The sequence below is a fragment of the Nocardiopsis xinjiangensis YIM 90004 genome (genome assembly GCF_000341145.1).
Lineage (GTDB): Bacteria > Actinomycetota > Actinomycetes > Streptosporangiales > Streptosporangiaceae > Nocardiopsis > Nocardiopsis xinjiangensis.
Window position 1 is genome coordinate 17,189 of the sequence record NZ_ANBE01000060.1, and the last position, 16,307, is coordinate 33,495.

Annotated in this window: 13 protein-coding genes; 12 read left to right on the top strand and 1 reads right to left on the bottom strand. The window is 68.7% G+C overall.

The window, feature by feature from the left end; translation table 11 throughout:
* Window positions 1-226: 226 nt before the first annotated feature.
* The 4 genes from D473_RS0123020 to D473_RS0123035 all read left to right on the top strand — a co-directional run bounded on the left by D473_RS0123020 (window position 227) and on the right by D473_RS0123035 (window position 5,648).
* The gene (locus tag D473_RS0123020; RefSeq protein ID WP_017611394.1) at window positions 227-1,243 is read left to right on the top strand and encodes a TerC family protein; all 1,017 of its coding nucleotides are present in this window, start codon (window positions 227-229) and stop codon (window positions 1,241-1,243) included.
* Between the two features lie 365 nt (window positions 1,244-1,608).
* Window positions 1,609-4,446 (top strand): excinuclease ABC subunit UvrA, encoded by a 2,838-nt coding sequence (gene uvrA, locus D473_RS0123025; RefSeq protein ID WP_017611395.1) that lies wholly within the window; start codon window positions 1,609-1,611, stop codon window positions 4,444-4,446.
* 95 nt (window positions 4,447-4,541) lie between these two features.
* The gene (locus D473_RS0123030) at window positions 4,542-4,832 is read left to right on the top strand and encodes a hypothetical protein (RefSeq protein ID WP_017611396.1); all 291 of its coding nucleotides are present in this window, start codon (window positions 4,542-4,544) and stop codon (window positions 4,830-4,832) included.
* Window positions 4,833-5,243: 411 nt separating this feature from the next.
* The gene (locus D473_RS0123035; protein ID WP_017611397.1) at window positions 5,244-5,648 is read left to right on the top strand and encodes a Rieske (2Fe-2S) protein; all 405 of its coding nucleotides are present in this window, start codon (window positions 5,244-5,246) and stop codon (window positions 5,646-5,648) included.
* A gap of 67 nt (window positions 5,649-5,715) precedes the next feature.
* On the opposite strand, the gene D473_RS0123040 is transcribed toward D473_RS0123035, so the two are convergent.
* A complete protein-coding gene (locus tag D473_RS0123040; protein WP_017611398.1) occupies window positions 5,716-6,867 on the bottom strand; it encodes a mechanosensitive ion channel family protein in 1,152 nt (383 codons plus the stop codon).
* Between the two features lie 245 nt (window positions 6,868-7,112).
* Between D473_RS0123040 and uvrC the strand changes: the two genes are divergently transcribed.
* The 8 genes from uvrC to tpiA form a co-directional block, all read left to right on the top strand.
* Window positions 7,113-9,116: an excinuclease ABC subunit UvrC gene (gene uvrC, locus D473_RS0123045; protein WP_017611399.1), complete on the top strand. Its 2,004-nt coding sequence runs from the start codon at window positions 7,113-7,115 to the stop codon at window positions 9,114-9,116.
* Window positions 9,113-9,997 (top strand): RNase adapter RapZ, encoded by an 885-nt coding sequence (gene rapZ, locus D473_RS0123050; RefSeq protein ID WP_017611400.1) that lies wholly within the window; start codon window positions 9,113-9,115, stop codon window positions 9,995-9,997. Before uvrC ends, rapZ begins: the two co-directional genes overlap by 4 nt.
* A 134-nt stretch (window positions 9,998-10,131) precedes the next feature.
* Window positions 10,132-11,109, top strand: a complete 978-nt coding sequence (locus D473_RS0123055) for a gluconeogenesis factor YvcK family protein (protein ID WP_017611401.1) — start codon at window positions 10,132-10,134, stop codon at window positions 11,107-11,109.
* A gap of 37 nt (window positions 11,110-11,146) precedes the next feature.
* Entirely contained in the window at window positions 11,147-11,557 is a 411-nt protein-coding gene (locus tag D473_RS0123060; protein WP_017611402.1) for a DUF488 domain-containing protein, read from the top strand.
* Window positions 11,558-11,758: 201 nt separating this feature from the next.
* Window positions 11,759-12,739 (top strand): DNA-binding protein WhiA, encoded by a 981-nt coding sequence (gene whiA / locus D473_RS0123065; protein ID WP_026127235.1) that lies wholly within the window; start codon window positions 11,759-11,761, stop codon window positions 12,737-12,739.
* A 327-nt stretch (window positions 12,740-13,066) separates the two neighbouring features.
* Window positions 13,067-14,071 (top strand): type I glyceraldehyde-3-phosphate dehydrogenase, encoded by a 1,005-nt coding sequence (gene gap, locus D473_RS0123070; RefSeq protein ID WP_017611404.1) that lies wholly within the window; start codon window positions 13,067-13,069, stop codon window positions 14,069-14,071.
* A gap of 169 nt (window positions 14,072-14,240) precedes the next feature.
* On the top strand, window positions 14,241-15,425 hold the full coding sequence (locus D473_RS0123075; protein ID WP_017611405.1) for a phosphoglycerate kinase: 1,185 nt from the start codon (window positions 14,241-14,243) through the stop codon (window positions 15,423-15,425).
* 105 nt (window positions 15,426-15,530) lie between these two features.
* On the top strand, window positions 15,531-16,307 hold a 777-nt coding region (gene tpiA / locus D473_RS0123080), incomplete at its 3' end, for a triose-phosphate isomerase (RefSeq protein ID WP_017611406.1).

Here is a 16,307-nt window from a genome sequence, read left to right on the forward strand (position 1 = left end):
GATGGCATGCTTGGGGTCGGTCGACGGCCGCCTGTGCGGTGAGTCGTGGCCGTGATTCAGTCGCGAGGGGAGTATCCCTACTGCGGCGGCGCCGTCATCACGGAGCACAAGGACGTGTTCCCGGTTCCGTCGGTCCGAGCTTCAGGGCACGGGCGGGAGAGACCTCCGGTAGTTCGTCGTGCGTGCACAACGCTCGCGCGCACTCACACCGGAGGAGCAGACGCCCGTGAACGTTCCCTTGTGGATCTGGGCCGTGACCATCGGCGCGATGGTCGCTATCCTGGCACTCGACCTCGTCATCGTCGACCGCCCCTGGAGCAAGACGAAAGGCCCGAGTGAATTCGGGATGCGTCAGGCCTCGTGGTGGGCGGTCTTCTACATCGCCCTCGCGGTGGTCTTCGGTCTCGGCGTCATGTACTTCGGCGGGACGACCGCCGGCGCGGAGTACTTCGCCGGGTTCGTGACCGAGAAGAGCCTGAGCATCGACAACCTGTTCGTGTTCTACCTGTTGATCAGCGCCTTCGCGGTGCCGCGCAGGTACCAGCACGAGGTCCTGCTCGTGGGCATCGTCATCGCCATCGTGATGCGCGGCATCTTCATCGTCCTGGGCGCCCAGGTCATCAACGCCTGGAGCGAGGTCTTCTACCTCTTCGGCGTCTTCCTCATCTGGACCGCGTACAAGATCGTGCGCGACCACGTGAAGGGCGACGAGGACGAGAAGGACTTCTCGCAGAACGCGGTCGTGCGCCTCATCAAGCGCTTCTGGCCGGTCACCGAGGACTACCACGGCGCCAAGATGACCGTGAAGCTCGACGGGGTCCGCTACATCACACCGATGCTGCTGGTCATCGTCGCGATCGGTGTGATCGACCTGGTCTTCGCGGTCGACTCGATCCCGGCGATCTTCGGCCTGACCCAGGACGCCTACATCGTCTTCACCGCCAACGCCTTCGCCCTGATGGGGCTGCGCCAGCTCTACTTCCTGCTGGCCGGGCTCATGGACCGGTTGGCCTACATCAGCTGGGGCCTGTCGGCGATCATGCTGTTCATCGGCGCCAAGATGATCCTGCACGCGCTGCACGAGAACGGTGTGCCGGTGCCCGAGGTCGGTATCGGCCTGTCGCTGACCGTCATCCTCGGTGTCATGGGCATCACCGTGGCCGGCAGCCTCCTCAAGAGCGGTGCCGACAAGCGCCGGGCCGAGGAGCCGGAACGCTCCCGCTCGGCCTCCGACAGCTCCTGAGCGCTCGGGACGCCGCGGATCCGCTGCTGCGTCCCGGCCGGAACGGCTGAATTCGAACGGGTGTTCGTCTATAGTGGCGGTACTCCTCGCGGTGACGCGGACGGGGTACCGCCACTTCCCGTTCGGGAAGGCGATGCCGCCTCTTCCCGCTCGGGAAGAAAAGTGTCCCCGCTCGTCGTTAGTCTGGTCGGACGGACCCACAGGCGCGTCACCCTCCATCCGCCCGCACGGAGACCGGCTCGAACGAACGGTCGCGCGGGAACGTCAGGGAGCAGTTCGACCGCCGTGCCGCCATGCCACACGGGCCGGCCGTCGCCGCGGCGAGCCCGCCTCCCGTGCGCTCAAGCCGAAGGATGTCTCACTCGATGGTCGAACAAAACCTGGTTGTCCAGGGAGCCCGCGAGCACAACCTCAAGAACGTGTCGCTGGAGCTGCCGCGCGACTCCATGATCGTGTTCACCGGCCTGTCCGGTTCGGGCAAGTCCTCCCTGGCCTTCGACACGATCTTCGCCGAGGGGCAACGGCGTTACGTCGAGTCCCTGTCGGCCTACGCCCGGCAGTTCCTGGGCCAGATGGACAAGCCCGACGTCGATTTCATCGAGGGGCTGTCACCGGCGGTCTCCATCGACCAGAAGTCGACCAGCCGCAACCCCCGCTCGACCGTGGGCACCATCACCGAGGTCTACGACTACCTGCGCCTGTTGTGGTCGCGTGTGGGGATCCCGCACTGCCCGGTGTGCCGGCGCGAGATCGCCCGGCAGAGCCCCCAGCAGATCGTCGACCGTGTCCTGGACATGACCGAGGGCACCCGTTTCCAGGTCCTGGCACCGGTCGTGCGTGGCCGCAAGGGCGAGTACGTGGAACTGTTCAAGGACCTGCAGTCCAAGGGATTCACCCGTGCCGTCGTGGACGGGCAGGCCGTGCGGCTGGACGAGGCGCCCGAGCTCGGTCGCTACGACAAGCACGACATCTCCGTGGTCGTGGACCGCCTCGCGGTCAAACCGTCCTCGCGCGGGCGGCTCAACGACTCGGTGGAGACCGCGCTCAAGCTCGCCGGCGGCACCATCGTCCTCGACTTCGTGGATCTGCCCGCCGACGGGCCCGAGCGCGAGAAGGTCTTCTCCGAGCACCTGTACTGCCCCTACGACGACCTGTCCTTCGAGCAGCTCGAACCTCGCTCGTTCTCCTTCAACGCGCCCTACGGGGCCTGTTCCGACTGCTCCGGTCTGGGCACACGTATGGAGGTCGACCCGGACCTGCTGGTGCCCGACCCGGCCAAGTCCCTGGCCGAGGGGGCCATCGCGCCGTGGTCGAGCGGTCCCAACACCGGTTACTGGGAGCGCATCCTGCAGGCGGTGGCCGACGCGCTCGCCATCACCCTGGACACCCCGTGGGAGGACATGCCCCGCAAGGTCCGCAAGGCGCTGTTGGAGGGCCACCCCACGCAGGTGCACGTCAACTACCGCAACCGGTACGGGCGCACCCGCTCCTACTACACCGACTACGAGGGTGTGATCCCGTGGGTGCGGCGCCGTCACGCCGAGACCGAGAGCGAGTTCAGCAGGGACCGCCTCGAGGGGTACATGCGGAGCGTGCCCTGCCCCACCTGTGAGGGCACTCGCCTGAAGCCGGTCGTGCTCGCGGTGACCGTGGGCGGAAAGTCCATCGCCGAGGTCGCCCGGATGCCGCTGGCCGAGAGCGCGAAGTTCCTGCGTGAGCTGGAGCTGTCCGACCGGGACATGGTCATCGCCTCCCAGGTGCTCAAGGAGATCAACGCCCGGCTCGGGTTCCTGCTCGACGTCGGCCTGGACTACCTCGATCTGGCCCGCGGGGCCGGATCGCTCTCGGGCGGCGAGGCCCAGCGCATCCGTCTGGCCACCCAGATCGGGTCGGGGCTGGTCGGGGTGCTCTACGTGCTGGACGAGCCCTCCATCGGCCTGCACCAGCGTGACAACCACCGGTTGCTGGAGACGCTGCAGCGGCTGCGCGACATCGGCAACACCCTCATCGTGGTCGAACACGACGAGGACACCATCCGCTCCTCCGACTGGGTCGTCGACATCGGACCGGGCGCGGGCGAGCACGGCGGCCACGTCGTGGTCTCGGGGAAGGTCCCGGAGCTGCTGGAAACACCCGACTCGCTGACCGGCGACTACCTCACCGGGCGGCGTGTCATCGAGGTCCCGAGCGTGCGGCGGCCCCTCACCAACGGCCACGAGCTCGTGGTCAAGGGCGCACGCGAGCACAACCTCGAGGGCCTCGACGTCGCCTTCCCCCTGGGTGTGTTCACCGCCGTGACCGGTGTGTCCGGTTCGGGCAAGTCCACCCTGGTCAACGAGATCCTCTACAAGGCCCTGGCCAAGGGGCTCCAAGGGGCACGGGAGGTGCCCGGACGCCACCTGCGCGTCAACGGCATGGGCAAGGTCGACAAGGTCGTGCACGTGGACCAGAGCCCCATCGGGCGCACACCCCGGTCCAACCCGGCCACCTACTCGGGCGTGTTCGACCACATCCGCAAGCTGTTCGCGCAGACCACCGACGCCAAGACCCGCGGGTACCAGCCCGGACGGTTCTCCTTCAACGTCAAGGGCGGGCGCTGCGAGTCCTGCTCCGGTGACGGCACACTCAAGATCGAGATGCAGTTCCTGCCCGACGTGTACGTGCCCTGCGAGGTCTGCCAGGGGGCCCGGTACAACCGTGAGACCCTCGAGGTGCGCTACAAGGGCAAGAACATCTCCGAAGTGCTGGAGATGCCCATCACCGAGGCGCTGGAGTTCTTCGAACACATCGGTGGGATCCGTCGCCACCTGCAGACGCTGGATGACGTCGGCCTGGGGTACGTGCGCCTGGGACAGCCGGCCACGACTTTGTCCGGCGGTGAGGCCCAGCGGGTGAAGCTGGCCGCGGAGTTGCAGCGCCGTTCGACGGGCAAGACCGTCTACGTGCTGGACGAGCCGACCACGGGGCTGCACTTCGAGGACATCCGCAAGCTCCTGGGTGTGCTGGACCGGCTCACCGAGAGCGGGAACACCGTCATCGTCATCGAGCACAACCTCGACGTCATCAAGACGGCCGACCACATCATCGACATGGGGCCCGAGGGCGGATCCGGCGGTGGCAAGGTCATCGCCGAGGGCACCCCGGAGGAGGTCGCTGCTGTGGCCGATTCCTACACCGGGCAGTACCTCACCAAGATGCTGTGAACCGTCGAGTGCCCTGTCCCGGCAGCTGAGACCGCCGGGGCAGGGATTCCTGCGCACAGGGCATCGCAGCGCCTGCACCCTGTTAATGTCCCCCTATGGACACGCCCGAGCCGACCGAAGTCATCACCGGCTGGATCCCGCACGACGCCCGCTGGCACACGCGCGCACGGTCCGCGGCTCAGAACGGTCTCGACCCCCTGCGTCGCTACGTCACCGAACTCGTCTCCGACCACCGCGACGGCGGGGCCCGGATCACCGATGAGGCAGATCTGAGGTCCATCCGCGCGGTTCTGGAGGATCTCGGCGCGCTGGGGCTGTCCGGGGTGGACTGGCGCCGGGTCCGTGACGCCTTGTTGTTGCCGCACAACGCCCGGGAGGAGGCCTGACCCCGCGTCGGCCACCCACAGCGGGGGTGCAGTAGTTCGGGTGGCAGCGGTGTCCCCGGATGGTGGGCCGTTCCGACGGGGACGGCGTTGACCAAACCGTCCGAGACCCCGCCCGCGTCCGCGACCTCCGAGGCCGGTACCGCACGGCACGCCCGGACGGGGAGCCGGCGGCCGAGGTTGTCGGCCAGATGCTCGGCCCGCTCCGTCTCCGGGCCCGGTCGTGGAGCACCCCGTACTCGCGCATGTGCTCCACCGTGACCGGGCCTGCCCGAGCGTGCCGGCGGTCCGGGTAGGGGCCCACCTGACCCGAGTCGAACCGGTCCGACGAGCGTACTACGGTGTGTAGTTGTAGATTTCGGCGCAGGTGAGGAGCGTTCTGACGTGGCCGGTGAGAGGACGTGTGGGTGCGCGATGGGCAGGCGCAGCCTGTTCGGCGCTGCGGGGACGGTCGCCGCGGTGGGCGCCGTGGGCGCGGTGAGTGCGTGCGGGGCAGAAAGGCCCGCACCGCAGGACATCCGCCGCGGTCAGGTCGTGGGCAGTACCGACGACGTGCCCGAGGGCGGGGGAGCGGTCTTCGACCAGAGCAAGCTCGTGGTGACCCAGCCGGAAAAAGGTGAGTACAAGGCCTTCAGCGCCTCCTGCACCCACAGCGGGTGCACCGTGCAGGAAGTCGAGGAGGAACTCATCCATTGCCTGTGCCACGGCAGCAAGTTCGACTACACCACAGGTGAGCCCGTGACCGGGCCCGCCCAGGACCCGCTGGAGGCGTTCACGGTGACCGTCAGGGGCACCGACATCGTGCTCGACGAGGGGTAGGAGAACGAACGGGGCGCCCGGAACCGAGAGTTCCGGGCGCCCCGTTCGTGCGCGAGAGGTGGAGGGGTCAGGCTTCTCCGGGATCGCCCCCGGCCCTACCGTTGTCCTCGGTCGCGGCCGCTGCGGTGGTTCCGACGCGGCGGAAGGCCGAAGTGGGGTATTGCGAGGCGTACTCGCTCTCCTCGGAGGAGTCGGCGACGAACTCGGTGCGCTTGCGCGGCAGGGACTCGGGGTAGTTCTCGGCCAGCCAGGCGATCATGTGTTCGCGGATCTCGCAGGCGATGAACCACTGGGTGTCGGTGTGGGAAGCGGTGGCGACCACACGCACCATGACCTCGCCGGTCTCGGTGATGTCCACCACCTGGCAGGACCAGCTCCGCCCGTCCCAGTGGTCGCTGGAGGTGATGACCCGGCCGGCCTCCTCGCGCATCGCCGCGATCGGCACCTGCCAGTCCAGCGGGAAGAGGACCGGGGCCGTGATCTTGGTGCCTTCCTTGGTCCAGTTCTCGAAGCTGCTGGTGGTGAAGTTGGCGACCGGGATCACCAGGCGGCGCTCGTCCCAGATCTTGATGGTCACGTTGACCAGGCTGAGTTCCTCGACCCGGCCCCACTCGCCCTCGATCACGACGACGTCGCCCAGACGCAGCGAGTCGCTGAAGGCCAGCTGGAGTCCGGCGAACAGGTTGCCGAGTGTGGACTGGGCGGCCACACCGGCGACGATGCCGACCACACCGGCCGACGCCAACAGCCCGGCCCCGAGCGCCTGGATCTCGTCGAAGGTGAAGAGGATCGCGGCGACGGCCAGGGTGACGATGATGGACGTGGTGACCCGGCGCAGCAACCGCACCTGCGTCTGGAGGCGGCGCGCACGGCGGTCGGCGTCAGTGCTGTTCAGGTCCAGGCGGGCCAGGATCGTATCGGTGAAGGCGTAGGCCAGGGCGATGCCGAACGCGGTGAGCGCGGCGATCATCAGGATGACCATCACGTGATTGAGGGTCGCGTAGGTGGCCGAGTCCACATCCCCGCGGCTGGGGAGGGCCAGGTTGGCGCCGACCACGGCTGCGGCGGTGTAGGCGCTGACCTTCGTCCGGTCGACGATGAACTCCGCCAGGTTCCATTGCTTGGCGAGCTGGTGCCGGAGTACCCAGTGCGCGGCCGCCACCAGGAGAACGGCGATCCCGACGGCTATGCCGAGGGTGATCCAATGCCTCGGTTCCACGGTGAGATGGCCCCCTTGTGTCGTTCATGTCGGGCTGTTCCTGTGTACCCGACCAAACTAGAGCATCCAGATACTCAATCGTGACGTTTATGCTACTTGTCCTTGGTGATGATTGCTTGTTTCGGGATACAGTGCGGATCTCTGGCCCGCTCGGGGCCCGTGGAAACCGTCCCCGATCGGTCGCGGCAGTGTGACGTGTGCGGCACCGGTGGCCGTATGTCCTAGGGAACGATCAGAATGGGGACATGGCTGCGACTCCTCACCTGCGTCCCGCACCCGGAAGCATCCCGACCTCACCGGGGGTCTACCGGTTCAAGGACGCGTCGAACCACGTCATCTACGTGGGCAAGGCGAAGAACCTGCGCTCGCGGCTTTCCTCCTACTTCCGCGACTTCGCCGGGCTGCACCCGCGCACGCAGCAGATGGTCTCCACAGCCGCCGACGTCGACTGGACCATCGTCGGGACCGAGGTCGAGGCGCTCCAGCTCGAGTACTCCTGGATCAAGCAGTACGATCCCCGCTTCAACATCAAGTACCGCGACGACAAGAGCTACCCCTACCTCGCGGTGACCCTCGGTGAGGAGATCCCCCGGGTGCAGGTCATGCGCGGCGCCAAACGCAAGGGCGTGCGCTACTTCGGCCCCTACTCCCACGCCTGGGCCATCCGCGAGACCGTCGACCTGCTGCTGCGCGTCTTTCCCGTGCGCACCTGCTCGGCCGGGGTCTTCCGCGGCGCGCGGAGCAGCGGCCGGCCCTGTCTGCTGGGCTACATCGGCAAGTGCGTGGCCCCCTGCGTGGGCCGGACCAGCGCCGAGGAGCACCGCCGCCTCGTCGACGACTTCTGTTCCTTCCTGGCCGGGGACACCGGGCGCTTCATGCGGGAACTCGAGAAACAGATGGGTGAGGCCGCCCAGGAGATGGAGTACGAACGCGCGGCCCGCCTGCGCGACGACATCGCCGCCCTGCGCGCCGCCCTGGAGAAGCAGGCGGTCGTACTGCCCGACTCCACCGACTGCGACGTCATCGCCATGTCCGAGGACCAGCTCGAGGCGGCCGTACAGATCTTCTACGTACGCGGCGGGCGTATCCGCGGACAGCGCGGTTACGTCGTGGACCGGGTCACCGACGCCGGCACGGACGAACTCATGGAGACGCTCCTTGGTCAGCTCTACGGTGATGGTGAGGCCGAGAAGGAGGGATCGGCCGAGGAGGAACTGGGCACCGTCGTCCCGCGCGAGGTCCTGGTCTCCCACGCCCCCGGCGACACCCGCGCCGTCGCCGACTGGCTCTCGCAGCGGCGCGGCTCCAACGTCGATCTCAGGGTCCCCCAGCGCGGCGACAAGAAGTCGCTCATGGAGACCGTGCAGAAGAACGCCCGTGAGGCCCTGGCCCGGCACAAGACCCACCGCGCCGGCGATCTGAGCACCCGCAGCCGTGCCCTCAACGAGATCCAGGAGGCCCTGGACCTGCCCGAGGCGCCTCTGCGCATCGAGTGCTACGACATCTCCAACCTCCAGGGCGAGCACGTGGTCGCCTCCATGGTGGTCTTCGAGGACGGTCTGGCCCGCAAGTCCGAGTACCGGCGCTTCCAGATGCGCGGCGAGGGCCAGGACGACGTCGCCGCCATGCACGAGGTCCTCACCCGCCGGTTCCGCCGCTACTTGGAGGAGAGTTCCCGCAGCGGTGAGGTCGCGCGCATGGGTGAGACCGGCGACCACGGGGCAGACCAGGGCGGGGACGAACCCGCGCCGGGCAAGTTCGCCTACCCGCCCAACCTCGTGGTGGTCGACGGAGCCCGCCCCCAGGCCGAGGCGGCCCGGCGCGCCCTGGACGAGCTCGGCATCGAGGACATCGCGGTGTGCGGGTTGGCCAAGCGCTTGGAGGAGGTCTGGCTGCCCGATGAGGAGGAGCCGGTGATCCTGCCTCGGGCCGGGGAGGGGCTCTACATGCTGCAGCGGGTCCGCGACGAGGCACACCGGTTCGCGATCCGCTACCACCGGCAGAAGCGGGCCAAGGCGCTCACCGGCAGCAGCTTGGACGAGCTCGCGGGGCTGGGGCCCTCGCGCCGGGCCGCCCTCATCAAGGAATTCGGTTCGGTGCGCAAACTCTCCGGTGCCACCCCCGAGGAGATCGCGAAGGTTCCGGGGATCGGCCCCAAACTGGCGGAGACCGTGCACGCACACCTGACCGGTGGAAGTGACAGCAGGACGAAGGCAGACGAGAGCAACGACGGGGGAGGAGACGCATGACGGTCGAGCTGGGTGGGGACCTGCCGCCGGAGGTGGTGGTCGTCACCGGTATGTCCGGGGCCGGGCGCAGCACCGCGGCACGTGCCCTGGAGGATCTGGACTGGTTCGTGGTGGACAACCTTCCACCCGGACTGTTGCCCACCATGATCGAGTTGGCCGGACGCACACACGGGGCCGTCCCGCGTGTGGCCGTGGTCGTGGACGTGCGCTCCCTCGCTTTCACCGAGGACCTGCTCTCCACCGTGGAGGAGCTGCGCAAGCGCGACATCGTCGCCCGGGTCCTCTACCTGGAGGCCGGTGACGAGGCGCTGGTACGGCGCTTCGAGGGGGTGCGCCGCCCTCACCCCCTGCAGGCCGACGGCCGTTTGACCGAGGGCATCGCCCGCGAACGCGAGACCCTGCGTGCGGTACGTGGCGAGGCCGACCTGGTCATCGACACCTCCCAACTCAACGTGCACCAGCTCAAGGCGCGGGTGATCGGTTTCTTCGGGGAGAGCGACGAGTCCCGCCCCCGCGCCAACGTCGTCTCCTTCGGCTTCAAGCACGGCCTTCCGGTGGACGCGGACCTGGTGCTGGACTGCCGTTTCCTGCCCAACCCCCACTGGATCCCCGAGCTCAGAGCCATGAACGGGCGCGATGAGCCGGTGCGCGACTACGTGCTCTCCCAGGACGGGGCCAAGGACATGTTGGAGGCCTACGGCGAGGTCCTCAAGCTCACCACCACCGGTTACCAGCGCGAGGGCAAGCACTACATGACCTTGGCCGTGGGATGCACGGGCGGTAAGCACCGCAGCGTGGCGATGGCCGAGCAGTTCGCCGAGCGCCTCCGCGGCCAGGGGGTGGAGGTCAACGTGGTCCACAGGGACGTGGGCCGGGAGTAGGATCCCGGTGTCGGTGCCCGTTGCGGCGGAGGGCCGGCACGGTCCGGGGCGTGGTACGACCGACGGCCCACCGCCCAGGGCGGAGACGGTCGCATGTCCGAGTGCAGCACGGGACGAGGGGGCAGGCCTCGACGATGTCCAGCAACACCGCGGTGGACGACGGCGACGACGAGCGCCCGCCACGGGTGGTCGCACTCGGGGGAGGACACGGCTTGCACGCCTCCCTGTCCGCCCTGAGACAGGTCACCACCGACGTCACAGCGATCGTCACGGTCGCCGACGACGGCGGTTCCAGCGGGCGCCTGCGCCAGGAGCTCGGTGTGCTGCCGCCCGGCGACCTGCGTATGGCCCTGGCGGCCCTGTGCGGCGACGACGAATGGGGACACACCTGGAGCCAGGTGCTCCAGCACCGGTTCCGCAGCGAGGGGGACCTGCACGGACACACGGTCGGCAACCTGCTCATCGTGGCTCTGTGGGAGCTCCTGGGCGACTCCGTGGCCGGCCTGGACTGGGTCGGCCAGTTGCTGGGCGCACACGGACGGGTCCTGCCGATGTCGTCGGTGCCGTTGGAGATCGTCGCCGAGGTGCAGGGCTCCGACCCCGAGCGGCCCCAGGAGATGCGCACGGTACGCGGGCAGGTCGCCTGCGCCAGCACCGGCGGCTCCGTGCGCTCGATCTCCCTGGTCCCGGAGGCCCCGCCGGCCAGCACACAGGCGCTCAAAGCGGTCCGCGAGGCCGACTGGGTGGTCTTCGGGCCCGGATCGTGGTTCACCAGCGTGCTCCCGCACCTGCTGGTCCCGGAGCTCGCCAACGCCCTGATCACCACGCGCGCCCGGCGCCTGGTCACCCTCAACCTGTCGCCGCAGCTCGGTGAGACCGATCACTTCAGGCCCGAGACCTACCTCGAGGTTCTGCGCGAGCACGCCCCGAAACTCGGCGTCGACGTGGTGCTGGCCGACCACGGGGCCGTGGAGGAGGCCAGGCCGTTGGACCGGGTGGTGCGCGATCTGGGCGGGATCCTCGAACTGGACGACCTCAGCCGCTCCGACGGCACCCCCCGCCACGACACCGAGCGCCTGGCCGCCGCCTTCGAACGGATTCTGTCGAAGTGAAGGGTTGGGGGGCCGGTGCCGGGGAAAGCCCCGCGCCATGGCTGGTGACGACGTTTTCCTGGAACGTGTCCACGACGAGGTCCGCGCCCGCGAGCACCCGGAGAAGGAACCGGAACCACCGCCCGGTGAGCGTTTCCTGGTGGATCGCGTATGGCCCCGCGGTGTGAGCAAGGACGCCATGGAGGGTGTCATCTGGCTCAAGGAGGTCGCGCCCAGCGCAGAACTGCGCACGTGGTTCGGGCACGACCCGGACCGTTTCGCGGAGTTCTCCGAGCGGTACCGGACCGAACTGGAGTCGGGCCCCGAGTCCCTCGATCCGATCCTGTCCGCGGCCCGCCGGGGCCCGGTCACCCTGCTGTACGCGGCCAAGGACACCGAACACAACCATGCCGTGGTTCTGCGCGACTTCTTGGCGGAGCGACTGGCCGACGGGGCCGGGGGCAATTGAGGCACAGCCGTACGAAGCCCGACATGGTGCTGGTCAAGCGCCGGTCGGGGATGGGCAACACGCTGTTCAGGGGTCGGCCGTCGGCACCTCGTCGCGTAGTCTGCCTCGGAGACGGTCACCCGTGAGGAGGTCACGGGGACCGGATCCCGGTGTCGTGTGTGGGGTACCGGGTCGGCCCAGTTCAAGGGGAGGATCGCGGCGATGGCGATGACCGGCGTGGTGAAGGACGAATTGAGCCGTCTGGCCATTCTGAAGCCATGCTGCCGCAAAGCGGAGGTTTCGACCATTCTCCGGTTCACCGGGGGTCTGCACCTGGTGGGTGGACGTATCGTCATCGAGGCCGAGCTGGACACCGGTGCGGCTGCGCGGCGCTTGCGCAAGGACATCTCAGAGGTCTTCGGGCACGAGTCCGAGGTGGTGGTGCTCTCCCCGAGCGGGCTGCGCAAGGGCAACCGGTACGTGGTGCGTGTGATCAAGGACGGCGAGTCCTTGGCCCGCCAGACCGGTCTGGTCGACAACAACGGCCGTCCCGTGCGGGGGCTGCCCCGGCACGTGGTCGCCGGCGGCGCGTGTGATGCCGAGTCGGCGTGGAGGGGCGCTTTCATCGCCCACGGTTCACTCACCGAGCCGGGCCGGTCCATGTCGCTGGAGGTCACCTGCCCCGGCCCCGAGGCCGCACTGGCCCTGGTGGGCTCCGCCCGGCGCCTGAAGGTGCACGCCAAGGCCCGTGAGGTGCGCGGTGTGGACCGTGTGGTGGTGCGCGACGGTGATTCCATCGGTGCGTTGCTGACCCTTCTGGGCGCCCACCAGAGCGTTCTGGCCTGGGAGGAGCGCCGCATGCGCCGCGAGGTGCGTGCGACCGCCAACCGCCTGGCCAACTTCGACGACGCCAACCTGCGCCGTAGCGCCAGGGCCGCGGTGGCGGCGGGGGCGCGTGTGGACCGGGCGCTGGAGATCCTGGGGGAGGAAGCCCCCGAGCACCTGGTCGCCGCCGGCCAGCTGCGCCTGGCGCACAAGCAGGCCTCGCTGGAGGAGCTCGGCCAGCTCTCCGTCCCCCCGCTGACCAAGGACGCCATCGCCGGCCGGATCCGCAGGCTGTTGGCCATGGCCGACAAGCGCGCGAGTGATCTGGGCATCGACGGCACCGAGGCGAACCTCACCCCGGACATGCTCGTTCCCTGAACCCCGGCCGAGAATGTTCGACTATGTGACATGTAGGGGCCTTGCCCCGCTCAGGGTGTTCGGCTTTGTTAACTGCAGAAACACCCCGATAACTTCGGATAATGGTCTAGACCTCTTTGCGTCGCAGTGCCAGGATGGAAGCGGATCACGAGAGTGGAGCGGTTCAGCGGGAACGGGGTGGAGAGCGGTTGCCCACCGCTGCTCCGCTAGGCTCTCTGTGAAGACCTGATACGCGTTCACGCTGCCGAACACGGCCGGTCGGCTCCGTGCCGGGGGCCTGGGCGCGCGGGTCGACAGTGATGTGCGACACATGAGGAGAACAGTTCCGTGACTATCCGTGTAGGCGTCAACGGCTTCGGACGGATCGGCCGCAACTTCTGGCGCGCGGCCGCGGCCGGCGGCAGCGACATCGAAATCGTCGCGGTCAACGACCTCACCGACACCAAGACGCTCGCGCACCTGCTCAAGTACGACACCGTGCTCGGCAAGCTCGAGGGCGAGGTCGAGGTCGGCGAAGGCCAGATCCGCATCGGTGACAAGACCGTCAAGGTCCTGGCCGAGCGCGACCCCGCCAAGCTTCCCTGGGGCGACCTGGGTGTCGACGTGGTCATCGAGTCCACCGGCATCTTCACCAAGGCGGAGGACGCCAGGAAGCACATCGAGGCCGGCGCCAAGAAGGTCGTCATCTCCGCCCCCGCCAAGGGCGAGGACATCACCATGGTCCTGGGCGTCAACGACGACAAGTACGACCCGGCCACGCACGACATCATCTCCAACGCCTCCTGCACCACCAACTGCGTGGCGCCGATGGCCAAGGTCCTCAACGACGCCTTCGGCATCACCCGCGGCCTCATGACCACGGTCCACGCCTACACCAACGACCAGGTCACCCTGGACTTCCCGCACAAGGACCTGCGCCGCGCCCGCGCCGCCGCGGAGAACATCATCCCGACCACCACCGGTGCCGCCAAGGCCACCGCCCTGGCCATCCCCGAGCTCGAGGGCAAGCTCGACGGCATCGCCATGCGCGTGCCCGTGCCCGACGGCTCGGTCACCGACCTGGTCGTGGAGCTCGACCGCGACGTCACCCGCGACGAGGTCAACGCCGCGTTCAAGTCCGCCTCCGAGGGTGAGCTCAAGGACGTGCTCGTCTACACCGAGGACGAGATCGTCTCCTCCGACATCGTCGGCACCTCGCCCTCCTGCACCTTCGACTCCAAGATGACCATGGCCTCGGGCAACCAGGTCAAGATCATCGGCTGGTACGACAACGAGTGGGGCTACTCCAGCCGCCTGGTCGATCTGGCTAAGCTGGTCGGTACCCGCCAGTAGAGGAGGCCGAAGCCCCAGGGCGCCCGAGTCGCGGTCGGCACCCCCTCGCCGCGTGCGAGGGGGTGCCGCCGTGGGCGCGCCCGGGGCACGGCGCGCCCACGCCCCGCCCACCGGATCGACAGACAGAGCCCGGCCGCCGCGGCCGGGCCTACCACCGAGGAGAACCAGCATGCGGACGATCGACGACCTCGACGTCTCCGGCAAGCGCGTGTTCGTCCGGGCCGACCTCAACGTGCCCCTGGACGGTGACCGGATCAGCGACGACGGTCGTATCCGTGCCGCCCTGCCGACCATCCGCGCGCTCAGCGAACGCGGCGCACGTGTCATCGTCGCCGCCCACCTGGGCCGTCCCAAGGGCGAACCCGACACCCGCTACTCCCTGCGCCCCGTCGCCGCCCGCCTGGGTGAGCTGCTCGGCACCGACGTGGCCTTCGCCACCGACACCGCCGGGGAGTCCGCCCGCGCCACCAGCGAGGCCTTGACCGACGGCCGGGTCGCGCTCCTGGAGAACGTGCGCTTCGAGCCCGGTGAGACCAGCAAGGACGACGCCGAGCGCGGTGAACTCGCCGACCGCTTCGCCCAGCTCGCCGACCTCTACGTGGGTGACGCCTTCGGAGCCGTGCACCGCAAGCATGCCAGCGTCTACGACCTGCCCGCCCGCCTCCCGAACGCCGTCGGCGGCCTGGTCCTGACCGAGATCGAGGTCCTGAAGAAGCTCACGAGCCACCCCCAGCGCCCCTACGCGGTCGTGCTCGGCGGCTCGAAGGTCTCCGACAAGCTCGGCGTCATCGACAACCTCCTGGGCACCGCCGACCGTCTGCTCATCGGGGGCGGCATGGTCTTCACCTTCCTCAAGGCCAAGGGGTATGAGATCGGTTCCAGCCTCCTCGAGGCCGATCAGATCGACACCGTCAAGGGTTACCTGGAGCGCGCCGAGCGCGAAGGGGTGGAGATCGTCCTGCCCGTGGACGTCATCGCCGCCGAGAAGTTCGCCACCGAGGCCGCGCACGGCCCCGCCGACGTGGAGGACATCCCCGCCGACCGCATGGGTCTGGACATCGGCCCCAGGAGCCGCGTCCTGTTCGCCGAGAAGCTCGCCGACACCCGCACCGTCTTCTGGAACGGGCCCATGGGCGTGTTCGAGATGGAGCCCTACGCCGGCGGCACACGCGCCCTGGCCCAGTCCCTCATCGACTCCGACGCGTTCACCGTCGTCGGCGGGGGCGACTCCGCCGCGGCCGTGCGTTCCCTGGGCTTCGACGAGGCAGCCTTCGGCCACATCTCCACCGGCGGCGGTGCCAGCCTGGAGTACCTCGAGGGCAAGGACCTGCCCGGCATCGACGCCCTCGCCTAGGGTGGGTTCCTCCGACCTCGCTCCGCCCCTCCTCGGGCCGAGGTAACGCACCACACAGATCCTGGTCCTTCGGACCGGACCTTCGTCAGTAGGGATACACCGACCATGTCCAACCGTCTGCCGCTCATCGCCGGCAACTGGAAGATGAACAACAACCACCTGGAAGCCATCGCGCTCGTCCAGAAGTTGGCGTTCGCCCTGGAGGACAAGGACTACGACAACGCCGAGGTCGTCGTCCTGCCGCCCTTCACCGACCTGCGCAGCGTCCAGACGCTCGTGGACGGCGACAAGCTGCGCTTCGGCTACGGCGCCCAGGATCTCTCCGCCCACGAGAAGGGCGCCCACACCGGCGAGATCTCCGGTTCGATGCTCGCCAAGCTCGAGTGCTCCTACGTGCTCGTGGGCCACTCCGAGCGCCGGGAGCACCACTCCGAGGACGACGCCCTGGTCAACAGCAAGGCCAAGGCCGCCTTCGGCAACGGCGTCGTGCCGATCGTGTGCGTGGGCGAGGGCCTGGAGGTGCGCAAGTCCGGCAACCAGGTCGAGCACGTCCTGGGCCAGATCGACGGCGCGCTGAAGGACGTCACCGCCGAGCAGGCCGAGAAGCTCGTCATCGCCTACGAGCCCGTCTGGGCCATCGGCACCGGCGAGGTCGCCACCCCCGAGGACGCCCAGGAGGTCTGCTCGGCGATCCGCACCCGTCTGGCCGAGCTCTACTCGCCCGAGGTCGCCGGGGCCGTGCGCCTGCTCTACGGCGGCTCGGTCAAGGGCGACAACGCCGGCAGCATCATGGGTCAGGACGACGTCGACGGTGCCCTGGTCGGCGGTGCCAGCCTCAAGGCCGACGACTTCGTCAAGATCATCCGCTTCGGCGACGCCAAG

Bases quoted from the DNA above. Each gene is read 5' to 3' on its own strand.
- uvrA (WP_017611395.1), top strand. From the start codon at position 1,609: ATGGTCGAACAAAACCTGGTTGTCCAGGGAGCCCGCGAGCACAACCTC.
- D473_RS0123030 (WP_017611396.1), top strand. From the start codon at position 4,542: ATGGACACGCCCGAGCCGACCGAAGTCATCACCGGCTGGATCCCGCAC.
- D473_RS0123035 (WP_017611397.1), top strand. From the start codon at position 5,244: ATGGGCAGGCGCAGCCTGTTCGGCGCTGCGGGGACGGTCGCCGCGGTG.
- uvrC (WP_017611399.1), top strand. From the start codon at position 7,113: ATGGCTGCGACTCCTCACCTGCGTCCCGCACCCGGAAGCATCCCGACC.
- rapZ (WP_017611400.1), top strand. From the start codon at position 9,113: ATGACGGTCGAGCTGGGTGGGGACCTGCCGCCGGAGGTGGTGGTCGTC.
- D473_RS0123055 (WP_017611401.1), top strand. From the start codon at position 10,132: ATGTCCAGCAACACCGCGGTGGACGACGGCGACGACGAGCGCCCGCCA.
- D473_RS0123060 (WP_017611402.1), top strand. From the start codon at position 11,147: ATGGCTGGTGACGACGTTTTCCTGGAACGTGTCCACGACGAGGTCCGC.
- whiA (WP_026127235.1), top strand. From the start codon at position 11,759: ATGGCGATGACCGGCGTGGTGAAGGACGAATTGAGCCGTCTGGCCATT.
- D473_RS0123075 (WP_017611405.1), top strand. From the start codon at position 14,241: ATGCGGACGATCGACGACCTCGACGTCTCCGGCAAGCGCGTGTTCGTC.